At 67.8% G+C, this 21,281-nt stretch carries 17 protein-coding genes and 1 tRNA gene; 8 read left to right on the top strand and 10 right to left on the bottom strand.

All coding sequences use genetic code 11. The annotated features are described in order from the left end of the window. Nucleotides 1–154: 154 nt before the first annotated feature. Entirely contained in the window at nucleotides 155–2,734 is a 2,580-nt protein-coding gene (gene mutS, locus BOS5A_RS03180) for a DNA mismatch repair protein MutS (RefSeq protein WP_151954474.1), read from the top strand. 9 nt (nucleotides 2,735–2,743) lie between these two features. Here the strand turns inward: mutS and BOS5A_RS03175 are convergent, their stop codons facing one another. Next, on the bottom strand, nucleotides 2,744–3,958 hold the full coding sequence (locus BOS5A_RS03175) for a hypothetical protein (protein WP_151953762.1): 1,215 nt from the start codon (nucleotides 3,956–3,958) through the stop codon (nucleotides 2,744–2,746). 160 nt (nucleotides 3,959–4,118) lie between these two features. Here BOS5A_RS03175 and BOS5A_RS03170 point away from each other — a divergent pair, with 160 nt between their 5' ends. The 3 genes from BOS5A_RS03170 to BOS5A_RS03160 all read left to right on the top strand — a co-directional run bounded on the left by BOS5A_RS03170 (nucleotide 4,119) and on the right by BOS5A_RS03160 (nucleotide 8,031). Further along, a complete protein-coding gene (locus BOS5A_RS03170; RefSeq protein ID WP_151953761.1) occupies nucleotides 4,119–4,916 on the top strand; it encodes a hypothetical protein in 798 nt (265 codons plus the stop codon). 61 nt (nucleotides 4,917–4,977) lie between these two features. After that, nucleotides 4,978–7,725 (top strand): [protein-PII] uridylyltransferase, encoded by a 2,748-nt coding sequence (locus BOS5A_RS03165; protein ID WP_151953760.1) that lies wholly within the window; start codon nucleotides 4,978–4,980, stop codon nucleotides 7,723–7,725. Nucleotides 7,726–7,956: 231 nt separating this feature from the next. Further along, a tRNA-Thr gene (locus tag BOS5A_RS03160) sits at nucleotides 7,957–8,031 on the top strand. Between the two features lie 38 nt (nucleotides 8,032–8,069). On the opposite strand, the gene BOS5A_RS03155 is transcribed toward BOS5A_RS03160, so the two are convergent. Then, complete coding sequence (locus tag BOS5A_RS03155) at nucleotides 8,070–8,741, bottom strand: spermidine synthase (RefSeq protein ID WP_151953759.1); 672 nt, start codon at nucleotides 8,739–8,741, stop codon at nucleotides 8,070–8,072. Between the two features lie 206 nt (nucleotides 8,742–8,947). Here BOS5A_RS03155 and BOS5A_RS03150 point away from each other — a divergent pair, with 206 nt between their 5' ends. Next, nucleotides 8,948–9,298, top strand: a complete 351-nt coding sequence (locus BOS5A_RS03150) for a DUF6481 family protein (protein WP_151953758.1) — start codon at nucleotides 8,948–8,950, stop codon at nucleotides 9,296–9,298. A gap of 19 nt (nucleotides 9,299–9,317) precedes the next feature. Here the strand turns inward: BOS5A_RS03150 and BOS5A_RS03145 are convergent, their stop codons facing one another. The 5 genes from BOS5A_RS03145 to BOS5A_RS03125 are packed head-to-tail and all read right to left on the bottom strand — an operon-like array spanning nucleotide 9,318 to nucleotide 13,436. Beyond that, nucleotides 9,318–9,662, bottom strand: a complete 345-nt coding sequence (locus BOS5A_RS03145; protein WP_151953757.1) for a cytochrome C nitrite reductase — start codon at nucleotides 9,660–9,662, stop codon at nucleotides 9,318–9,320. Continuing rightward, on the bottom strand, nucleotides 9,659–10,861 hold the full coding sequence (locus tag BOS5A_RS03140; protein ID WP_151953756.1) for a molybdopterin-dependent oxidoreductase: 1,203 nt from the start codon (nucleotides 10,859–10,861) through the stop codon (nucleotides 9,659–9,661). Before BOS5A_RS03140 ends, BOS5A_RS03145 begins: the two co-directional genes overlap by 4 nt. Then, nucleotides 10,854–11,444: an NADPH-dependent FMN reductase gene (locus BOS5A_RS03135; protein WP_151953755.1), complete on the bottom strand. Its 591-nt coding sequence runs from the start codon at nucleotides 11,442–11,444 to the stop codon at nucleotides 10,854–10,856. Before BOS5A_RS03135 ends, BOS5A_RS03140 begins: the two co-directional genes overlap by 8 nt. Nucleotides 11,445–11,460: 16 nt before the next feature. Further along, on the bottom strand, nucleotides 11,461–12,531 hold the full coding sequence (locus BOS5A_RS03130; protein WP_151953754.1) for an LLM class flavin-dependent oxidoreductase: 1,071 nt from the start codon (nucleotides 12,529–12,531) through the stop codon (nucleotides 11,461–11,463). Beyond that, nucleotides 12,528–13,436 (bottom strand): aldo/keto reductase, encoded by a 909-nt coding sequence (locus BOS5A_RS03125; RefSeq protein ID WP_151953753.1) that lies wholly within the window; start codon nucleotides 13,434–13,436, stop codon nucleotides 12,528–12,530. The genes BOS5A_RS03130 and BOS5A_RS03125 overlap by 4 nt, the downstream gene beginning before the upstream one ends. A gap of 24 nt (nucleotides 13,437–13,460) precedes the next feature. Between BOS5A_RS03125 and BOS5A_RS03120 the strand changes: the two genes are divergently transcribed. Both BOS5A_RS03120 and BOS5A_RS03115 read left to right on the top strand, forming a co-directional pair. Beyond that, the gene (locus BOS5A_RS03120) at nucleotides 13,461–14,549 is read left to right on the top strand and encodes a Gfo/Idh/MocA family protein (protein WP_151953752.1); all 1,089 of its coding nucleotides are present in this window, start codon (nucleotides 13,461–13,463) and stop codon (nucleotides 14,547–14,549) included. 100 nt (nucleotides 14,550–14,649) lie between these two features. Beyond that, a complete protein-coding gene (locus BOS5A_RS03115) occupies nucleotides 14,650–16,962 on the top strand; it encodes a TonB-dependent receptor (protein ID WP_151953751.1) in 2,313 nt (770 codons plus the stop codon). 103 nt (nucleotides 16,963–17,065) lie between these two features. Here the strand turns inward: BOS5A_RS03115 and BOS5A_RS03110 are convergent, their stop codons facing one another. From BOS5A_RS03110 to BOS5A_RS03100, 3 genes are read right to left on the bottom strand one after another with little or no spacing between them, the layout of a single operon-like run. Then, on the bottom strand, nucleotides 17,066–17,500 hold the full coding sequence (locus BOS5A_RS03110) for an acyl-CoA thioesterase (RefSeq protein ID WP_199857185.1): 435 nt from the start codon (nucleotides 17,498–17,500) through the stop codon (nucleotides 17,066–17,068). Further along, nucleotides 17,497–18,060 carry a DedA family protein gene (locus tag BOS5A_RS03105; RefSeq protein WP_151953750.1) on the bottom strand — a complete coding sequence of 188 codons (564 nt, stop codon included), beginning with the start codon at nucleotides 18,058–18,060 and terminating at the stop codon, nucleotides 17,497–17,499. Before BOS5A_RS03105 ends, BOS5A_RS03110 begins: the two co-directional genes overlap by 4 nt. 7 nt (nucleotides 18,061–18,067) lie before the next feature. Next, nucleotides 18,068–20,155 carry a S9 family peptidase gene (locus BOS5A_RS03100; protein ID WP_151953749.1) on the bottom strand — a complete coding sequence of 696 codons (2,088 nt, stop codon included), beginning with the start codon at nucleotides 20,153–20,155 and terminating at the stop codon, nucleotides 18,068–18,070. A 135-nt stretch (nucleotides 20,156–20,290) separates the two neighbouring features. Between BOS5A_RS03100 and BOS5A_RS03095 the strand changes: the two genes are divergently transcribed. After that, entirely contained in the window at nucleotides 20,291–21,262 is a 972-nt protein-coding gene (locus BOS5A_RS03095) for a cell wall hydrolase (RefSeq protein WP_151953748.1), read from the top strand. The last annotated feature ends 19 nt before the right edge of the window (nucleotides 21,263–21,281 follow it).

Genomic DNA, 21,281 nt, shown 5'->3' with positions numbered 1-21,281 from the left:
TCGAAGCTGCTCGAACCGAACGGTTCCGGGTGATGAGTGGCTCTCTACCGTGTAGCAGAGCTCGACACATCTCGCGGCTTGCGGTCAAAGCGCTTTACGCGCGCGTCGCGCTCCCTCTATCGCATCGGCGATGACGACCGCCGCCCCGACCCCGATGATGGCGCAGTATCTCGCGCTGAAGGCGGAGGCCGAGGATTGCCTACTCTTCTACCGGATGGGCGATTTCTTCGAGCTGTTCTTCGACGATGCCAGAATCGCGAGCGCGGTGCTCGACATCGCGCTGACCGCGCGGGGCGAGCATGAGGGCACGAAGATCCCGATGTGCGGCGTCCCCGTCCACGCCGCGACCGCGTATCTCCAGCGGCTTATCAAGGCGGGACACCGTGTCGCAATCGCCGAGCAGACCGAAAGCCCCGAACAGGCAAAGAAGGCGCGCGGGTCGAAGGCGCTCGTTGGGCGCGCGATCGTCCGCTTCGTTACCGCAGGGACACTGACCGAAGAAGCGCTGCTCGATGCGCGGGCCGACAATTGGTGCGTCGCGATCGGGGAAGCCGGCGGCGAGATCGCGGTCGCCGCCGCCGACGTTTCGACCGGACGGTTCGAGATCGTCGAGGTTGCGAGCGCGGCCCTCGGCGCCGAGCTTGCACGGCTTGCGGCAGCCGAGGTCGTCGCGTCGGAGGCGAGCGATCACGCCGATGCAGCGACGACGCTGCGTCCGCGCGGGGAGTTCGACAGCGGCGCTGGCGAGGCGCGGCTGAAGCGGCTCTATAGCGTTGCGACGCTTGACGGCTTCGGGCAATTCGGGCGTGCGGCCCTGTCGGCGGCGGGCGGACTGGTCGCGTATCTGGAACACACCGCAAAGGGGGCGCTGCCCTTCCTTCGCCCGCCGCGTGTCACCAGTGCTGCGCAGACGATGGCGATCGACGCCGCGACGCGCGAAAGCCTGGAACTGACCCAGACGGCGAGCGGGCAGCGCAAGGGATCGCTGCTCGATGCGGTCGACCGGACCGTCACTGGCGCCGGCGCGCGACTGCTCGCCGCCGACATCGGTGCACCGCTCATGGACCGCGCGGGGATCGAGGCGCGGTTCGATCTCGTCGCGCTCTTCCACGACGATGCTGCGTTGCGCGATGCGCTGCGGGGAAATCTGCGCGCGCTGCCCGATATCGGCCGCGCGCTCGGGCGGATCGCGGTAGGGCGGGGGAGCCCGCGCGACCTCGGCCAGTTGCGCGACGGGCTGGACGGCGCGTGGCTGCTCGACGAGCGGCTAGCGGGCATCGATGCCGCCCCGCCGTTGCTGCGTGATCTCGCGCCGCACCTGCGCGGACACGGCGCGCTCATCGATCTGCTCAAACGCGCGCTGGTCGCGACGCCGCCGATCGATGCCGCGAATGGCGGTTATGTGGCGGAGGGCTATGACGCCTCGCTCGACGACCTGCGCGATGCCGGCGCGGGCGGCCGCCGTGCGATTGCCGCGCTGGAGGCGGAGTTCCGCGCACAGACCGGCACGCAGGCGCTCAAGATCCGCCACAACGGCGTCCTCGGCTATCATATCGAGGTGCCGGCAAAGGCAGCGGACGCGCTGATGGCGGCGGATAGCGGCTTCATCCATCGCCAGACGCTCGCCGGCGTCGTTCGTTTCAATGCGCCCGCGCTTCATGAGGTCGCGGTGAAAGTGACGCAGGCCGGCGCGCACGCCATCGCCGCCGAGGCCGCGCATCTGGAGGACCTGACCGCGCTGGCGCTCGCCAGCCGCGAAGCGATCGCGGCGACCGCGGACGCGCTCGCGCGGCTCGACGTCGCCTCGGCGCTGGCGGAGCGTGCGGTCGAGGGCGGCTGGTCGCGCCCCGCGCTCGTCGATCACCTCTGTTTCGAGGTGACGGGCGGGCGCCATCCCGTCGTCGAGGCGGCCGTGGCGCGCGCGGGCGACCGCTTCGTCGCGAACGACTGCGTGCTGACCGAGGAGTCGCGGCTCTGGCTTGTGACGGGGCCGAACATGGGCGGCAAGTCGACCTTCCTGCGGCAGAACGCGCTCATCGCGGTGCTTGCGCAGGCGGGCAGCTACGTGCCCGCGACCGCCGTGCGGCTGGGGCTGGTCGATCGGCTGTTCAGCCGCGTCGGCGCCTCCGATAACCTCGCGCGCGGGCGCTCCACCTTCATGGTCGAGATGGTCGAGACGGCGGCGATCCTGGCGCAGGCGACGCCGCGGTCGTTCGTCATCCTCGACGAGGTCGGGCGCGGTACCTCGACCTATGACGGGCTCGCCATTGCATGGGCGGTCGTCGAATCGATCCACGACGAAAATCGCTGCCGCTGCCTCTTCGCGACGCATTATCACGAGCTGACGCGGCTGGCGGAACGGTGCGATGCGCTGACGCTGCATCATGTCCGCGCCCGCGAGTGGAAGGGCGAGCTGGTGTTGCTCCACGAGCTGGCGGATGGCCCCGCCGACCGCAGCTACGGCCTCGCCGTCGCCCGTCTGGCCGGGATGGCGCCCGCGACCGTCGCGCGGGCGAAGGCGGTGCTCGCGAAGCTCGAGGCGGGGCGCGCGAAGACCGGCGGGCTCGCGGCGGGGCTCGACGATTTGCCGCTGTTCGCGGCCGCCGCGGAGGCGGAGGAGGAGCAGTGCGATGCGATTCGCCGCGAGGTCGAGGTTCTCGATATCGACAGTCTCACCCCGCGCGATGCGCTCGACACGCTCTACCGGCTGAAGGCGCTCGCGCGGGAGGGATAGCGCAATCCTCTAGAATCCGAGTCCCGAAAGCACGACCACGCCGAGAACGGTCGGGATCAGACAGAGCATGAGCGCGATCACGCGCACGGCGCGCGGCGTCCGGCCAAGCGCAGCCGCGGCGCCGAGTGCGATCCCCGGCCACAGCACCCCGTAATAGCGCGGCTGCGCGATCGTCAGGTCGCCGATCCGCCGATAGGCGGACCATGCGAACCACAAATGGATGACGAGCAGGATCGCGGTCCCGGCAAGATATGCGGTGGCAACGAGGCGCGCCGGATCGCGCCGGGTGGCTGCGACGGCGGTGAGCAGGAGCGGGAGGCCGAGCACGGCGAGCGCGAGCGGGAAGGGCAGGTGGCTCTCCGCTGCCGGCCATTTCATCACCAAGGCGCGGAGAAAGGCGCTGGTGAAGTCCGCAGGGTGGAACAGCGGACGCAGCGCCGGCGGCACGAAGAAGGCGGCGTCGTTGACGTAGAGCAGCGCGCCGGTGTGCCACCAGGTGACGAGATAGGGCAGCGCACCGATCGCCGCGCCGATGGCGATCGGCACGAGTGCGCGCGACCCCATCGACCGCGGTCCTGCTTTCATCCGGAGTATCAGGTGGACCCCGGCGACCGCGCCGAGCGCGATCAGTGCGGTCAGTTTCGACCAGCCGGCAAGCGCCAGCCCGATCGCGATCCACCACGCCGCGCCCGGCGCCCCGACGAGGCCGGCAAACACCATCGACGCGGCGAGCGCGGCGAGATTGTCGTTGTTGACCATGCCGGCGATGACGGCCGCCTTGGGAAAGGCCCCGGCAAGGATCGCGAACGGCCAGCGTGCCGCCGGCGCAAGGCGCGGGAGCGCCGCCCACAGCAGGATCGCGAGCGCCATCAGCGCCAGCGCGACGTTCGCCAGCCGCAGCGCGAGGATGCTCGGCGTCGCCGCGCGAAGCGGGGCCATCAGCAGATAATAGAGCGATGGGTGGTTGATGTAGTTCGCTTTTGCGCTCCACCGCGATGGGTCGCGGGCATCGAGCACACGGTAGTCGCGCGCATCCGCGAACAGCTGCGGCGCCTCGCGCTGCGCCTCGACCACCGACAGATGCTGGAGCTCGTCATAGGTCGACGGAAACGCCATCTTCGCCGCGATCCACAGCGCACAGGCGGCAAACAGCGCGAGCGCGACGAGTGCGGGGAGCGCCGTGCCGGCCCGGCTCCGTTCGACATCTTGCTGGCGCGCATGCATCGGAAGCGACGCTAGGCGAGGTTCGCTCCGCCGCCAATCGCTGGCGTGCGATTGGACGGATGATCCTTTGACTCCGAACCGTCCGCGGGCTTAGCCTTTGGCCATAACCAGACCATGGTCGCGCGTATCTGAAACCGCCACTTCCGACAGGGGAAAGACCATGATCAGACATTTCGCCTCGGGCGCAGCCGCGCTCGTCGCCCTTGCCATCGCATCGCCGGCGCTTGCCGATCACCCGATCGCCGGCACGTGGAAGCTCGATCCGGCGACCGCGAAGCTGCCGGCCAAGCCCGATGTGATGCTGCTGAAGGACGGCACCTATTCGTGCAGCACCTGCACCCCCGCCGTGACCGTCCCCGCCGACGGCAAGTTCCACAAGGTCACCGGCCACAGCTATTCGGACGAGATCTCGGTGACCATCGTCGATCCGAACACGGTGTCCTATGGCTACCGCCTGAAGGGCAAGGACGTGAGCAGCGGCACCGATACGGTGTCCGCGGACGGCAACACGCTGACCAGCAGCTTCAAATCGACCAACAACGCGAACGGAACGCCGGTCGATCAGTCGATGACCGAAACCCGCGTCGCGCCAGCGCCGGCGGGCGCGCATGCGATCTCCGGTTCGTGGAAGCCGGGCGCGGTCACGGGGGTCAGCGAGGCCGCTCTGACGGTCACCTATAAGGTCGACGGTGACACGGTGACGATGACCCAGCCGACCGGCGAGCATTATACCGCCACCTTTGGCGGGCCGTTCGTTCCGCTCGTCGGAGACCCCGGCAACACGATGATCGCGGTGAAGAAGCTGGGCGACCGCGGGATCGAGGAAATCAACAAGCGCGGCGGCAAGGTCGTCGGCGTGCTTCAGGTCAATGTCGCGGCCGACGGCAAGTCGGCGGTCGGCACCTATGCCAACAACCAGGCGGGCACGAAGACGACCTACACCGCTTACCGGCAATAGGTAGGGCGGGGCACTTCCGCTCCGGGATGACGCGAGGGCGTGGGCGTTCTATCTGACCACCATGTCCTCGCGTTTCGACCACCTGCCCGCCCGCCGCCAGATCATCGACCGCCGGGCGCTGACCGACGGAATCGCGGCGATCGACGCGGCGACGCCGGCGCAGTTGCGCCATCATGTGATGGAGGTGCTGAAGGCAGCGCTTGCGGACGGGCGCGCCGAGATCGCACGGCGGCTGGCCGAACACCCCTCGCGCGGGATCGAGGCGACCAACGGGCAGGCGTTCCTCATCGACCAGATCCTGAGGCTGCTGTTCGATGTCGCGACACAGCGGCTCTATCCGCTCGCCAACCCGACCGCGGCGGAGCGCCTCGTCCTCATCGCGGTCGGCGGCTATGGCCGCGCGGAGATGGCGCCGTTTTCCGACGTCGATATCGGTTTCCTGACCCCGTGGAAGCAGACGCCCTGGGCGGAGCAGGTCATCGAGTCGATGCTGTATACGCTGTGGGACCTCGGGCTGAAGATCGGCCATTCCAGCCGATCGCTCGACGACATGGTCCGCCAGGCCAAGGCAGACGGCACCATCCGCACCGCGCTGGTCGAGGCACGCTATGTCTGGGGCGACCAGGACCTGTATGACGAGGCCGCGCGCCGGTTCAAGGCGGAGGTGCAGCGCGGGACCGAGCGCGCCTTCATCGCCGACAAGCTGGCCGAGCGCGACGTGCGCCACGTCAAGATGGGCGACACCCGCTACGTCGTCGAACCCAATGTGAAGGAGGGGAAGGGCGGGCTTCGCGATCTCCACGCGCTGTTCTGGATCGGCAAATATGTCCACGACGTCCAGCGCGCGGCCGAGCTCGTCGATGCCGGGCTGCTGACCCGCGCCGAATATCGGCTGTTCCACCGCGCCGACAATTTTCTCCAGGCGGTGCGGTGCCACCTGCACCTCATCACCGGTCGCGCCGAGGACCGGCTGACCTTCGACCTGCAGCGCGAGGTGGCGGAGCGGATGCGCTTTTCCGATCGCCCCGGAAAGCCGCGGGTCGAACGCTTCATGCAATATTACTTCCTGCAGGCGAAGACGGTCGGCACCCTGACCGGGGTATTCCTCGCCCATCTCGACGAGAAGTTCGCCGCGCGCGGGCGCCGCTTCGGCTTCCCGACGATCCGCCGGTCGCCGCGGCGGCTCAACGGTTTCGTCCTCGATCGCGGGCGCCTGGCGCTGCCGCGCGACGATTTCTTCCGCGACGACCCGGTGCGGCTGATCGAAATCTTCCAGCTGGCCGACGCGAACACGCTGGAAATCCATCCGCTCGCGATGCGCGCCGCGACGCGCGATGCGAAGCTGGTCGACGATATTCGCCGCGACCCGCGCGCCAATTCGCTGTTCCTCGATGTCCTCTCGAGCCCACGTGATCCCGAGCTGGTGCTGCGCTGGATGAACGAGGCAGGCGTGTTCGGCCGCTTCGTGCCCGATTTCGGCCGCGTCGTCGCGCAGATGCAGTTCGACATGTATCATCACTATACGGTGGACGAGCACACGATCCGCGCGATCGGGCTGCTCGCGCAGATCGAACGCGGCGCGCTGAAGGCCGACCACCCGATGGCGACCGCGATCATGCAGCAGATCGTCTCGCGCCGGGCGCTCTATGTCGCGGTGCTGCTCCACGATATCGCCAAGGGGCGCGGCGGCGATCATTCGGTGCTGGGCGCCGAGGTCGCGCGGCGGCTCTGCCCGCGACTCGGGCTGAGCGCGGCGGAAACCGAAACGGTCGAATGGCTCGTGCGCTGGCATCTGCTGATGTCGGCGACCGCGTTCAAGCGCGACCTGTCGGACTTCAAGACGATCCTCGACTTCGCCGAGGCGGTGCAGAGCCCGGAACGGCTGCGCCTGCTCCTGGTGCTGACGATCGTCGATATCCGCGCGGTGGGGCCGGGCGTGTGGAATGGCTGGAAGCGGCAACTTCTCGGCGACCTGTTCGAAGCGGGCGAGGAAGTGCTGCGCCTCGGCCACAAGCAGCGCGGGCGCGCCGAACGGATCTCGGCCAAGCACGAGGCGCTGCAGGCGGCGATGGGTTGGGACGAGGCAGCGCTCGCGGCCTATATCCACCGTTTCCCGGAACCCTATTGGATCGCCGAGCCCGAGGATGTGCTCGCCCGCAACGCGCGCACGGTCGAGGCGGCGGGCGACGCGCAGCTCTTCATCGCGACCCAGCCCCAGCCCGATCGCGGTGCGACCCTTGTCACGGTCTATGCCGCCGATCATCCGGGGTTGTTCTACCGGATCGCCGGCGCGATCCATGTCGCCGGCGGCAACATCATCGATGCGCGAATCCACACGACGCGCGACGGCATGGCGCTCGACAATTTCCTCGTCCAGGATCCGTTCGGCCGCCCGTTCGACGAGGCGGCGCAGCTCGACCGGCTACGCACCGCGATCGACGATGCGCTGGCGAACCGCGGCATGCTCGCCGACCGGCTCCGCGCCAAGCCGACCCCGCGCACCCGCGCCGATGCGTTCGAGATCGAGCCCAATGTGCTGGTCGACAACAAGGCGTCGAACCGCTTCACCGTCGTGGAGGTGAACGCGCGCGACCGGCCGGCGCTGCTCAACCAGCTTGCCCATGCGCTGTTCCAGTCGAAGGTGACGATCCACTCCGCGCATGTCGCGACGTACGGCGAGCGCGCGGTCGATGTTTTTTACCTGACCGACCTGACCGGCGACAAGATCGCGAGCGTGACGAAACTGCGCGCCCTGGAGAAGCGGTTGCTCGATGCGGCCGCGGGGACACCGATCGAACTTGCCGCCTGAGGGCTAATCCTTGTGCGGCGGAGGCACGGGGGGCGAAGCGCTCGTTTCGCGCGCCTGCGCCTTTCGCCGCCGCAGATTTTCGCGCAGCGCCGCCGCAAGGCGGTCAGCGCGGTCGTCCTTGATGGGCGTGTCAGGCATGGGATGCGCCATGCGCCGCCGACGCGGCCTTGACAATCCCGGCGGCAACGTCTCTTAGGCCCCCTCGCCCCACAGACTACGGTTCGGGGCAGTGCTGCCGTAGCTCAGTGGTAGAGCGCATCCTTGGTAAGGCTGAGGTCGTGAGTTCAATCCTCACCGGCAGCACCATTTTCTAGCGAGATCGATGAATCGCCGGCCGTCCTCCGTCACCGCGGCGTGGCGAACCAGATGAGGTGGGCCGGGCCCTTGCCGTTGTTCCGGGCGCGCACCGTCACGTCTTCGACTGCGAATCCCGCTACCTGAAGCCGGCGGGTAAAGGCGGCGTCGGGGGCGGCGGACCAGATGGCGAGGACGCCGCGGGGTCGCAGCGCCGCGCGCGCGCGGGCGAGGCCCGCCGCTGAATAGAGGCGGTCGTTCGCCGCGCGCACCAGCCCATCGGGGCCGTTGTCCACGTCGAGCAGGATCGCGTCATAGCTGCCGCGCGCGTCGGCGATGACCTCTGCGACGTCGCCTTCGACGACGCTTACGCGGGGATCATCCAGACAGTCGCCGGTCACCGCAGCCATCGGCCCGCGCGCCCAGACGAGGATTTCGGGCACCAGCTCGGCGACGGTGATCTGCGCGTCTGCCGGCAGCGTGCGGAGTGCGGCGCGCAGCGTAAAGCCCATGCCGTAGCCGCCGATCAGCATGCGGATGCCGCCGCGCGCGCCGAGTCGCTGGCAGGTCATCGTCGCCAGCGCTTCCTCCGACCCGCTCATCCGGCTGCTCATCAGCTCGTTGCGATCGAGCACGATCATGAAGTCGCCGCCGCGACGGAAGAGACGCAGCGGTTCTCCGCCGGGGACGTCTGCAGTGCCTAGCAGTTCTCTGGGGGTCATGGCGGCCTTTTCGCACGAGGATCGGCCTGCCGTTAAGGCTGCGGGGGCGGGTTGGCGAGGGTGGTGATCGCTAAGGTCGAGCACGAATCGCGGGCACCCTTTGTGCAGCGCGGCGTTTTCGACTATCGCGCGCATCCAGCGACGTGTGGCGCCAGCGGGCGCCACCAAACCCGTGTCACACAATCGACGAGGATTTCTACCCCTTCATGGCCTCTTTCAAGGAACAGTCGTTTCAGGAGCGCGCCGCGCTCGCCGCCAAAGCCAAACAGGCCGCGCTCGACAAGCTGCGCGCCAAGCCGCCCGTCGACGAAGCCGTCGTCGCCGAGCGCAAGGCGGCGCAGGAAGCCCGCGAGGCCGCGCAGGCCAAGGCGCGCGCCGAGAAGCAGGCCGCGCGCGAACAGGTTGCGGCCGAGAAGAAGGCGCGCGCCGAGGAAGCCGCCGCTGCCGCTGCCGAGGCCGCCAAGGTCTATGTGCCCAAGATGCCGACCGAAGCCGAGATGAAGGCCGCCCGCGACGCGCGCTACGCCGCGCGCAAGGCGCGCGCGGGCAAGCGCTGACGGCTTTGTCCCCGGTGTCCTATGGCCGGGGCTGCTTCTGAAGATCGACCAGCGCGGCGACGATCTTCTCGTCGTCGGACGGAGCGATGCTCGCGTGATAGACGCTGCGCATCTTGGTGACCTCGGCCTTCCATGTCTCGGGCTTGAGCGGCGGCTGCGCCATCAGGAAGTCCGGCGAGTGGCAGGCAGTGCAGCTGTTGGTGAGCAACTCACCCGCAGGCCCCGCGGGCAGCGTCGGCTCGTCGGTCGGCAGCGAGATGGATGCCGCGGCGAACTGCGGTGCCGTCGTGTTCGCGGGTGCTTCGTTGCCCTGGCCGCAGGCAGCGAGCGGCAGGAGCGCTAGAGCGGTGAGAAGCAGCCTCATGCGACGCGCACCGCGATCGATTCGGCGGGATTGCGCATGAAGCCGCCCGGATTCCACGTCGGCTGCATCGGCTGGGCCTCCCGGTCCGCATTGGTGCAGCGGACCCACAGGCGGTAGCCGCCGCGCGCGAGCGGGGGCAGCGTCGCCTCCCACAGCCGGAAGCCGTAGCGCCCCTCGTCGCGGCCGAGACGCGCGGCGTGCCAGCTCGCGCCAGCATCCATGGACAGGTCGACCCTGGCGACCGCGCTCGCTCCGCCCATCGCAAGCCCGCGGACGTAAAGCGGCTTGCTCGCGGTCGTCGCCGCGGTGTCGGCGACGTTGGTGAAGAAGGCGCGCGGGACCATTCGGTTGATCGGGACGGTCGGGAAATCCTTGGCGCCCGGCGCCACGTTCGCGCCCGGCGTCGCCGGAATGCGATACGCCTTTTCCATCCAGAAGCCGGTGTCGGGCGCGCTCAGCACCTCGATCCGGTCGAGCGCCTTGACCCAATATGTCGAGAACCAGCCGGGCACGATGAGGCGGATCGGGAAGCCGTTGAGCAGCGGCAGCGGCGCATCGTTCATCGCAAAGGCGATCATGACCTCGCCGTCGCGGGCGTGGTCGATCTCGAGCGCCTTCGCGAACCACGGCGCGTCGGGGGGCGGGCGATCGAGGCCGGACACGCGGACCTGCCGCGCGCCGGGCGCGACCCCGGCGAGATCGAGCACGTCCTTCAGCCGGACGCCGGTCCATTTCGCGTTGCCGATCGCGCCGTTGCCCCACTGCGCCCCGGGCACGCGCGGGGTAAAGAATCCGCGGGAATTGCCCGAACACTGGTTCACGGCCGCCATCTCGACGCGCGGGAGTTTCAGCAGTTCACCGAGCGGGATCGCGAGCGGGCGCTTCACCGCGCCGCCGACGCGGAGGCGGAATGTCGCCGGATCGACCGCGGTCGGGATGTCCGAATAATGCCAGCGCACGAAGAAGCGGTCGTTGGGGGTGAACACCTGCCCGTCGAGCGCGGTCATCGGCGTTTCGAGCAGCGGCGCGCGCATCCGCTGGAGGATCATCTCAGCCTTGCCGGGAAATGCACGCGTCAGGGCGCGGCGTCCGCCCGCAAAGCCGAGATCGACCCCGCCGTCGCCCGCCGCCCACCCCGTCGCCGCGATCCCGGCGGTGCCGAAGCCGATCGTGGCAAGCGCTGCGCGACGATCAAGCATTGGCGGCCGCCAGCGGTGCGAAGCGCGCGACTTGCCGGCCGATCAGCCGGAGCTGCTCGACGACCGCCGGGTCGCTGGCGCCGCCATCGTCGTCGAACTTGGTGATCTGGGTGTTGATCGCGGCGGCGAACGGCGTTGGCCATCCGCGCAGCGCGTGGACGATTGATCTGAGCGCCGCGATCGTCGAACCGGTCGCCTGCCAGCCATAGGCGGTGGCGATCAGCCCGACCGGCATGTCGGCGAGATAGGCGCGGCGTTCGTCGCGCGCGGTTTCTTCCAGCAGATCGAGCGCGTTCTTCACCACGCCGGAAATGCTGCCGTGATAGCCGGGCGACGCGATGATGATCGCGGACGCCTCGCGCACCGCATCGACGAAGGCGCGCTCGTCCGCCGTCCGAGTCGTTGCGCGCGGATCATAAAGCGGCAGGCGCGCCATGTCCGCGCCGCCGAACAGCCGCGTGCGGAACCCCTCCTTCGCAGCGCCGTCGAGCGCGATGCGCAGCGCGCGCTCGGTGGAGGAGATGCCGCCGATCGTGCCGCCGATGCCGACGACGAGAGGGGAAGTGGGTTCGCGGTCCGCCATGCGCAGGGTGTTAGCGTCAGAGTGGCGCGTGGTCGATGTTCGGCAGCACATGGCGCGCAAACAGATCGGCTTCGGCGGCGTGGGGGTAGCCGGAGAGGATGAACGCCTCGATCCCCATGTCCTGATACATGCGCAGTTTCGCGAGCACCTGATCGGGATCGCCGACGATCGCCGCGCCGCAGCCGGAGCGTGCACGGCCGACGCCGGTCCACAGATTTTCCTCGGCATAGCCGTCGTCCGACGCACCCTCGCGCAGCGCCGCCTGCGCGGCGACGCCGACGCTCGTCGAATCGAGCGACTTGGCGCGGATGGCGGCACCCTGATCGGCGTCGAGCTTCGACAGCAGGCGGTCGGCGTAGGTGCGGGCTTCGGCCTCCGTCTCGCGGACGATGACGTGCGCGCGGTAGCCATAGCGGAGCTTGCGGCCGTATCTGGCGGCGCGTTCGTCCATGTCGGCCATGATCGCGGCGATCGTCTCGCACTTGTCGGGCCACATCAGGAACACATCGCAGCCCTTGGCCGCAGCCTCGCGCGCATCGGGGGAGAGCCCGCCGAAATAGAGGAGCGGTGCCCTGCCGGAGACGGTCGTGACGCGTGGTGGATCGAGCTTCAGCTGCCAGAATTCGCCCTGATGATCGATCGCCTTCCCGTTCAGCATGTCCTTCAGGATCGCCATCGCCTCGACCGTGCGGGCATAGCGCGGGGCGGACGGCATCGTCTCGCCGGGCAGGTCGGAGGAGATGATGTTGATCTTCAGCCTGCCGCCGCCCGTCATCCGATCAATGGTAGCGATCTGGCGGGCGAGCTGGGGCGGCCAGCTCTCGCCGATTCGCACCGCCATCAGCAGGTTGATCCGCCGCGTCAGCGTCGCGATCGCGGCGGCAAAGGCGGTGGTGTCGATGCCCAGCGCATAGCCGGAGGGGAGCAGGATGTTGTCGAACCCGCCGGTTTCGGCCTGCATCACGATGTCGCGGCAATGCTCCCAGCTCGACGCGAGCATCGGGTCCGGTTGCCCCAGAAACTCGTAATCGTCGTCGCACAGCGCCGAGAACCAGCTGATCTCGCATCCCCTCGTGCCATCGCTCACGGCAATTTCTCCCCCCGCGACGCGACGAGCACGTCATACCATTCGGTGCGCGTCCACTTCACCTTGAAGACGTCACCGATCTCCGCGATCCGCTGCGCGTTCTGGGTGCCGACGATCGGAATCGCGCGGACCGGATGCGCCATGATCCAGGCATAGGCGGCGGCCGTGCGGCTCACACCCGCTTCCTCGGCCTTGGCATCCAGTGCAGCGGCGACCGCGCGCTCCTGCGCGGTGCCCGGATCGGCGATCCGCCCGCCGCCAAGCGGCGACCAGGCGAGGATCGCGACATCGTGCTTCATCGCCTGGTCGAACAGGCCGTTCGTCATCGGCTCGGTGAACAGCGCCGAGAATTCGGGCTGCTGGCTGACGAGCGGCACGGTGAGAAAGCTCGCGAGCGTGCGCGTCTGATCGACCGAGTAATTCGACACGCCGACCGCCTTCACCTTGCCGCTGGCGACCATGTCGTCGAGCGCGCGGGCGACCTCCTGCGGATGTGCGAGGATGTCGGGGCGGTGGATCTGGTAGAGATCGACCTGCTCGACGCGCATCCGGCGCAGCGAATTGTCGAGCGCGCGCATCAGATACTCGCGGCTCGAGTCGTAAGGCACCGGCGGGGTGATCCCGCCCTTGGTCGCCAGTACCATGCGGTCGCGCAGGCCCGGTGTCGCAGCAAAAACCTCGCCCAGCAGCAACTCGGCATCGCCGAATCCGCCCTCCCCGTCGAAACCGTAGATGTCGGCGGTATCGAACAGCGTGATCCCGGCGGCAAACGCCGCCTCGATCAGCGCGCGGGCCTCGTCCGCGGAACGGCCGGCGAAGCGCCACATCCCCCACGCAATCGGTGACACCATGATTCCGCTCTTGCCGAGCGGCCTCGAATCGGGCGATAGAGCGATTTCAGACATCGTTGTCATATAAGGACAGGATCGTTGGGAGAGCAAGTCCGTTACGGCCTGGTGGGCACCGGGATGATGGGGGTGGAGCACCTCAACAACCTGGCGATCACGCCGGGCGCGGTGGTGACCGCGATCGCCGATCCGGTCGAGGCATCGCTGGGTTGGGCAAGAGGCGCGCTCGGCGACCGGGCGGACGGCGTGCAGGCGTTCACCGATTCGGCGGCACTCGCAAAGAGCGGGCTGGTCGATGCGGTGATCGTCGCCAGTCCCAACCATACCCATCGCGACGTCCTCGCGCCGCTGTTCGGCGAAGGCCTCGCGATCCTGTGCGAGAAGCCGCTCGCGACGACGATCCCCGATGCGCGCTGGATCGTCGAGCAGGCGGAGAAGAGTGGTCGCCCGTTCTGGACCGCGATGGAATATCGCTACATGCCGCCCGCGGCCGAGTTCATAGCGGGCGTGCATGGCGGCAAGATCGGACGGCTTCAGATGCTGTCGATCCGCGAGCACCGCTTTCCCTTCCTGCCCAAGGTCGGCGACTGGAACCGCTTCAGCGCGAACACCGGCGGCACGATGGTCGAGAAATGCTGCCATTTCTTCGATCTCATGCGGCTCATCACGAAAAGCGAGGCGGTGCGGGTGTATTGCTCGGGCGCGATGGACGTGAACCATCTCGACGAGGCGTATGACGGGGTGCAGCCCGACATCATCGACAACAGCTTCACGACCGTCGATTTCGCCAATGGCGTCCGCGCGATGCTCGATCTGTCGATGTTCGCCGACGGCGCCGAGAATCAGGAGGAGATCACCGCGGTCGGCAGCGACGCGCGGCTCGACGTGCTGATCCCCGAAGGCGCGATCGTCTATTCGCCCCGCGTCGGCTTCCGCCAGCCCAAGCGTGCGGAACGCCATGTGGTGGAGGTCGATCAGGCCGCGCTCGATGCCGGCAGCCATCACGGATCGACCTTCTACGAGCATCAGCGCTTCAACGCTGCGGTGCGCGGGGAGGGCGCGGTCGAGGTTACCGCGCGCGACGGGCTGATGGCGGTGGCGATCGGCACCGCGGCCGAGATCAGCGCGCGCGAGAAGCGCGTCGTCGAAATGAGCGAACTGGGATTCTGACGAAGCGGGGCTTTGCGCCCCCAAAGCCGAACCGCGGGCGACACGGCGGGCATGACAGGAATATCCCACCGATGAAGTGGGAATAGGGAGGAGGAACGCAATGAAATCCTATCTGATGGCAGGTGCCGCGCTGATTGCACTGGGCAGTGCCCCCGCTTTTGCGCAGGACGCCGGCACCGCGGGAACACAGACGCCGGCCGCCGACGCGCAGGCCGCGGTTCCGACCGACACAGCCGAGGCGGCGCCCGGCGACATCGTCGTCACCGCGCAGAAGCGGTCGGAGCGGTTGCAGGACGTGCCGGTCGCGGTGTCGGTCATCTCGGGCGATGCGCTCGCCGCGAAGGGCGCGGTGAATCTCGAGGGCGCGCAGTATCTCGTCCCCACGCTCAACTTCCGGAAAAGCGGCACTGCGATCAACCAGTCGCTGTTCCTGCGCGGGGTCGGCACCTCGACCTTTTCGATCGCGGGCGAGCCATCGATCTCCACGGTCGTCGACGGCGTCGTCTACAGCCGTGCGGGCGAGGCGTTCAGCGACCTGATCGACGTCGACCGGATCGAGGTCTTGCGCGGGCCGCAGGGCACGCTGTTCGGCAAGAACACGTCGGCCGGCGTCATCAACATCGTGACGAAGCGTCCCGGCAAGGACTTCGGCGGCTATCTGGAGGGCGCCTATTATTTCGACAACGGCAACGAATACCGCGTCCGCGGCGCGATCGACCTGCCCTTCGCCGAGCATATCGCCGCGCGCGTGACGGGTTTCTACGGAAATTACGACGGCAATATCAAGAACCTGGCCTATGACGGCAAGCGAGTGAACGGCTACGATCATTGGGGCGTGCGCGGCATGATCGTCGCCGATCCCACCCCGGATCTGACCCTCACGCTGATCGCGGACTACCGCAAGAGCGACGATAATTGCTGCGCGGAGATCATCGGGACGACGCCCGCCAATCTGACCGCGAGCGTCCTGCCGGACATTCGGGGCAACGAATCGCGCACGGTGAACCAGAACCTCATCACCCACACCGATGAGAAAAGCTGGGGTGCGTCACTCCAGGCGGACTGGACGCTGGGCACACAGACGGTGACCTATATCGGCAGCTACCGCGAATATGACAACACAGAGATCCGCGACGGCGACTGGCTGCCGCAACCCTATGTCCAGGCGAACGAGCTTCACGATTTCGGACCGCAGACCAGCGACACGCTGACGCAGGAGCTGCGGATCACCAGCCCTGCGAACCAGTTCTTCAGCTATGTGCTGGGCGCCTATTACTCGCGTGCCTATACCGAGCGCAGCTTTACCCGAAACGATGTGGCCTGCACCCTCACCCCGACGCCCACGGTCCTGACGCCGTGCTCGACCACCGGGACGACGATCACCCGTCCGACTGGCACCGCGGTGTTCGGATCGACCTTCAAGAATTTCGCGCTGTTCGGGCAGTCGACGCTCAACTTCACTGATCGCTTCCGCGGCATCGCCGGCATCCGCTACACCACCGATCAGCTGGACGTGTTCCACAGCCGCGTGACGACGCTGGCCGGCCCGGGCATCCAGCCAAGTTTTGGCCCGTTTCGCGGCAAGACGACCAACGACAATTGGTCGGGCAAGGCTGGCCTGCAATTCGATATCGTGAAGCAATCGACGGCCTACGCCACCTATTCACGCGGCTATAAGGGGCCGGCGTTCAATATCTTCTACAATCTGACTGCAACCGGCACCAACGTCATCGATCCGGAGACGGCCGATAGCTATGAGGCCGGGCTGAAGAATACGCTGTTCGGCGGCAAGCTTGTCGTCAATCTGGCCGGCTATTACGCCAAATATCACAACTTCCAGGCGAACAACCCGGACATCGTTGCGGGCGTGCTCGTCACGCGCTTCACCAATGCGGGCGAAATCTCGACCCGCGGTGCCGAACTCGATCTGCTGTATCAGCCGATCCGCGATCTGAGTTTCAACGGCGGGCTCGCCTATACCGACGCGCATATCGACCAGTTCAAGGTGCCGACCAACGGCGTGACGACGGGCGTGGTCCCATCGGGCACGCAACTGCCCTACGCCCCCAAGTGGAAGGGGTTGCTGTCGGCGGACTACCGCATCCGCACCGGCGGGGCGGTCGATTTCCAGCTGGGCGCGCAAGGGTCCTATCAATCGAAGCAGATTTCGCAGCTCGATGCCTCGGCCGCGATCCGGCAGGCGACCACGATCCGCGCCTATGGGCTGGTCGATCTCTCCGCCGGTATCGTCGATGCCGATGACCGCTACCGCGTGACCTTCCAGGTCAAGAACCTGCTCGACCAGAGCTTCGCCTCGGCGATCACCAGCGGCGGGCCGGGCGGCAGCTATCGCTATATCATCCCGCGCGAGGCGGACCGCTATTTCGGGGTCGTGGGTCGGGTGAACTTCTGACGCGACCCCCCCCTGCAAGGGGAGGTGGCTCGCGTCGGCGAGACGGAGGGGTGTCGACGCTGGTATCGCGATCGCGATCACTGCAACCGGGGATACCCCTCCGTCAGCCCTGCGGGCTGCCACCTCCCCTTGCAGGGGAGGATTTAGTTTCCAGAAACGGCGCCGCGATCTCCGGCCGGACCCGCAACAGGCGCCCGCTCGCGCGGTCGAGCAGTGCCCAGGTCGTCACTGCCTCCACCACGACGCGGCCGTGCGCATCGAGGAAACGAACGTGCCGGTCGAAGCGGGCGCCCTTTGGGGCGCTCGGCACCCATGTCTCGCCGGTCACCGTCTTGCCCTCACGAACATTGCCGCGGTAATCGATCTCGTGCCGCGTCACGACCCAGATGAACGCCGCCTGATGCTCGGCGGGCGCGACCGCAGCCCAGTGCGATGTCGCCAGGTCCTGGATCCAGCGCACCCAGACCGCATTGTTGACATGGCCTAGCTCGTCGATGTCCGCGGGGGTGGCGGTGAAGCTGCGGGTGAAGCGGGTCATTCGCGCGTTCTCCACCAGTGCACGCCCGCGATCGCCAGCCCAAGCAGCACGAAACCGCCGACGATATACCACAGCGTCCAGCCGTGCGGGTGCAGCTTGCCCAGGAACCGCTCGAACGCGTTGCCGAACAGATAGCCGACCGCACTGAACACGACGCCCCAGACGGCGGCCGACACCGCATTGACCAGCACGAACGTCCGCGCGCGCACCTTCGTCGTGCCGATCGCGATCGGGCTGACCGTGCGAAACCCGTAGATGAAGCGGAACGCGAAGATGAAGCCGATCGGGTGCCGCTCCAGCATCCCCAGCGCCTTGGCGAAGGCGCTCTTCGCCTGCGCGCGCTTCACCCAGCGGTGCCCGCGAAAGCGTCGTCCGGCAGCGAACCACGCCTGGTCGGCCGCGAACGAGCCGAGCGCGGCGGCGATCATCGCGCCGGGCAGCGGGAAGAGGCCCTGGTGCGCGAGGAGCCCGCCCGCGACGACGACGGTCTCCCCCTCGATCGCGGCGCCGGCAAACAGCGCGGCGAGCCCGTAACGCGCGACGAGCGCCTCGATCGTCATGCGGCGCTCAGCTTTCCACGCCCAGCTGCCACAACACGAACGCATGTTCCTCGGCACCCTCGCGCAGCGATTCGAACCGGCCCGACTTGCCGCCATGCCCGGCACCCATGTTGGTCTTGAGCAGCAGGATGTTGGCGTCGGTCTTCACGCTGCGCAGCTTCGCCGCCCATTTCGCCGGCTCCCAATAGGTCACCCGCGGGTCGTTCAACCCGCCCGAGATGAAGAGCGGCGGATAGGCTTGCGGCTTCACATTGTCATAGGGGCTGTAGTCGCGGATCAGATCGAACGCGGCCTTGTCCTCGATCGGGTTGCCCCATTCGGGCCACTCTCCCGGGGTCAGCGGCAGGTCGGCGTCGAGCATCGTGTTGAGCACATCGACGAACGGCACGTCGGCGATCACCGCACCCCACAGGTGTGGGTCGGAATTGACGACCGCGCCCATCAGTTCGCCGCCCGCCGATCGCCCGGCGATCGCGATGCGACCCGCGCCCGTCCAGCGATCCGCGATCAAGCCCTTCGCCACATCGACGAAATCGTTGAACGTGTTGGCGCGCTTTTCCAGCTTGCCGTCGTGATACCAGGCCTGGCCGAGGTCATCGCCGCCGCGGATGTGCGCGATGGCGTAGGCGAAGCCGCGGTCGAGCAGCGACAGCCGCCCGGTCGAGAAGCCCGGCGGGATCGCGTGGCCATAAGCGCCGTAAGCGTAGAGGAACAGAGGCCGCGTCCCGTCGCGCTGGAAGCCTTTCGGATAGACGATCGACACCGGAATTTCCGTGCCGTCGCGCGCGGCGATCTTCAGCCGCTCGGTCGCATATTGGCCGCCGTCATAACCCGACGGGATTTCCTGCACCTTCAGCGTCGTCATCGCCCGCGTGGCGGTGTCGTAGTCGTAGACCGTCCCCGGCGTGACCATCGATTCATAGCCGAGCCTGAGCACGGTCATGTCATATTCGGGATTGTCGCCAAGCCCCGCGGCGTAGCTCGCCTCGGGAAAGTCGATCCATTCGGGCACGGTCGGCGCGTCGTAACGGTGGATCGCGATCCGGTCCAAACCATCCTCGCGGCCCTCGACGACGAAGAAGTCGCGATAGGTCTCAACTCCGGTCATGTAGAAATGCGGGTTCGGGGCGATGAGTTCGGACCAGTCCCCCGGCGCCGAAATCGGCGCGGTGCAAAGCCGCCACATCGGATCGGTATCGTTGGTGTGGATGAACAGCGTGTCGCCGTGCGCATCGACGTCATATTCGCGACCGGGCAAGCGCGGGGCGACGAGGATCGGTTGGGCGAGCGGGTCGGTCGCGGGCAGCAGGCGGACCTCGCTCGTCACGTGATCGCCGGTTGCGAGGATGATCCACCGCCGGTCGCTCGTCTCCGACACACCGACGCGGTAGCCTTCGTCCGCCTCATGAAACAGCTCGATATCGCTCTCGACCGGCGTGCCGAGCCGGTGGAACCGCGCATTGTCGGTGCGCCACTGCGCGTTGGCGAGGCCGTAGAGGAACCCGCTATCGTCCGCGGTCCAGACGATATCGGAAAGCACGCCGGGGATGATTTCGGGCAGATGCTCACCGCTCTCCAGATTCTTCACGCGGATGGTGAAACGTTCCGAACCGTTGTCGTCGATCGCATAGGCGAGCAGCCGGCCGTTGTTGCTGACCGCAAACGCGCCGAGGCGAAAATATTCGTGGCCCGCGGCCAGCGCCGGTTCGTCGAGCAGCAGTTCGTCCGCCCCGCCCGCTGTGGGCTCTTCGACTCCGCTCAGGACAGGCTTGCGCCACCATTTTCGATACTCGCCGCCAGTCTCGAATGCGGTCCAGTAGAGCCAGTCGCCATCCTTTTGCGGCACGGAGGATTCGTCCTCCTTGATCCGGCCCTTCATCTCTTCATAGAGCCGGTCGACGAGCGGCTGGTGCGGCGCCATCACGCTGTCGAAATAGGCGTTCTCCGCCTCCAGATAGGCGAGCACGTCGGTGTCGGTGACCTCCGGATAGCCGGCGTCCTTCAGCCAAGCCCAGGGATCGTCGATCGTGACCCCGTGCGCGGTGAAGCTGTGCGGGCGGGTTGCGGCGACGGGCGGCGTGGTGCGATCGGTCATGCGCCGCCTATCCTCCGCGGCGCGCGCGACGTCAAAGCCATTGACGTGCGCGCGCATGTTCGAAGCGGTCTTAACCGGACGCAAAGGCATCGCCGCTAGGGCAGACGCTTCTTTCTTGGGCGATTCTGACAGGCGATGTGGGTTCGGGCGATCTTCGGCGTGGCGCTGCTGAGTGCTGGCGCATCGTGCGTGCCCGCGCCCGATGTCGCGACGCAGGCGGTGCCGCCGGCCAAGCCGATCCGCGACCCGCGGCTGCTGCTGACGAAGCTCGGACTGGCGGTTCCCGAAGGCCCGCTCGCCGAAGCGCCGTCGTCGCCCGCAGCGGCCGTCACGCAAGGCCAGCTTCCGGCAGCGCCGCCCTTTGTCGAGACGACCTACACGCCCGATGCCGCGGCGCGCGCGCGCGACTGCCTGACCGCGGCGGTCTATTACGAGGCGCGTTCCGAAGCGCCCGATGGCCAGCGCGCGGTGGCGCAGGTCGTGCTCAACCGCGTGCGCAACCGCGCCTTTCCGAACACGGTGTGCGGCGTCGTCTATCAGGGATCGAACCGGCGCACCGGCTGCCAGTTCAGTTTTACCTGCGACGGATCGCTCTATCGCCCGCGCGAACCCCGCGCGTGGGACCGGGCGCGCAGTATCGCCGATGCGGCGCTTTCGGGCAGCGTCTTCGCAGAGGTCGGCTCGGCGACCTCCTATCACACGACGGCGATCCTGCCGTGGTGGGCGCCCAGCCTCGCGCGGGTCGCGACGATCGGGGCGCATGTCTTCTACCGCTGGCGCAGCAATCTGGAGAGCGCGCTGTCCTACGGGCAGCGCTACGCCGGGGTCGAGCCGGTGATCGGCGCCAGTCCGGCATCGGTCGGGCGGGAGGCGGTTGCCGCAGCCTTCGGGGTGCAGGTCCATTATGGCAGCACGGATGCGCAGCCGGCTGCCGCGGGCAAGACCGCGGATATGGCGTTCGGAGTCGCCATCCACCGCGGCACCGGGCGCGCTGCCGTGACGACCGAACCGGCATCCAGCGCGGTCGCCAGCGACAGCGTTCACGGCGTCCGCGTTCATTTCGGCACCCGCCCTGCCACGCCCGAGATTGGCGAAGCGACGAGCTGAACGCTGCGGTCGCGCGGTC

This window comes from Sphingomonas sp. EC-HK361 (assembly GCF_902498785.1).
In the GTDB taxonomy this organism is placed as follows: Bacteria; Pseudomonadota; Alphaproteobacteria; order Sphingomonadales; family Sphingomonadaceae; genus Sphingomonas.
Note: the sequence above shows the minus strand (reverse complement) of the source record. Positions and strands in the feature narration are given on the sequence as shown.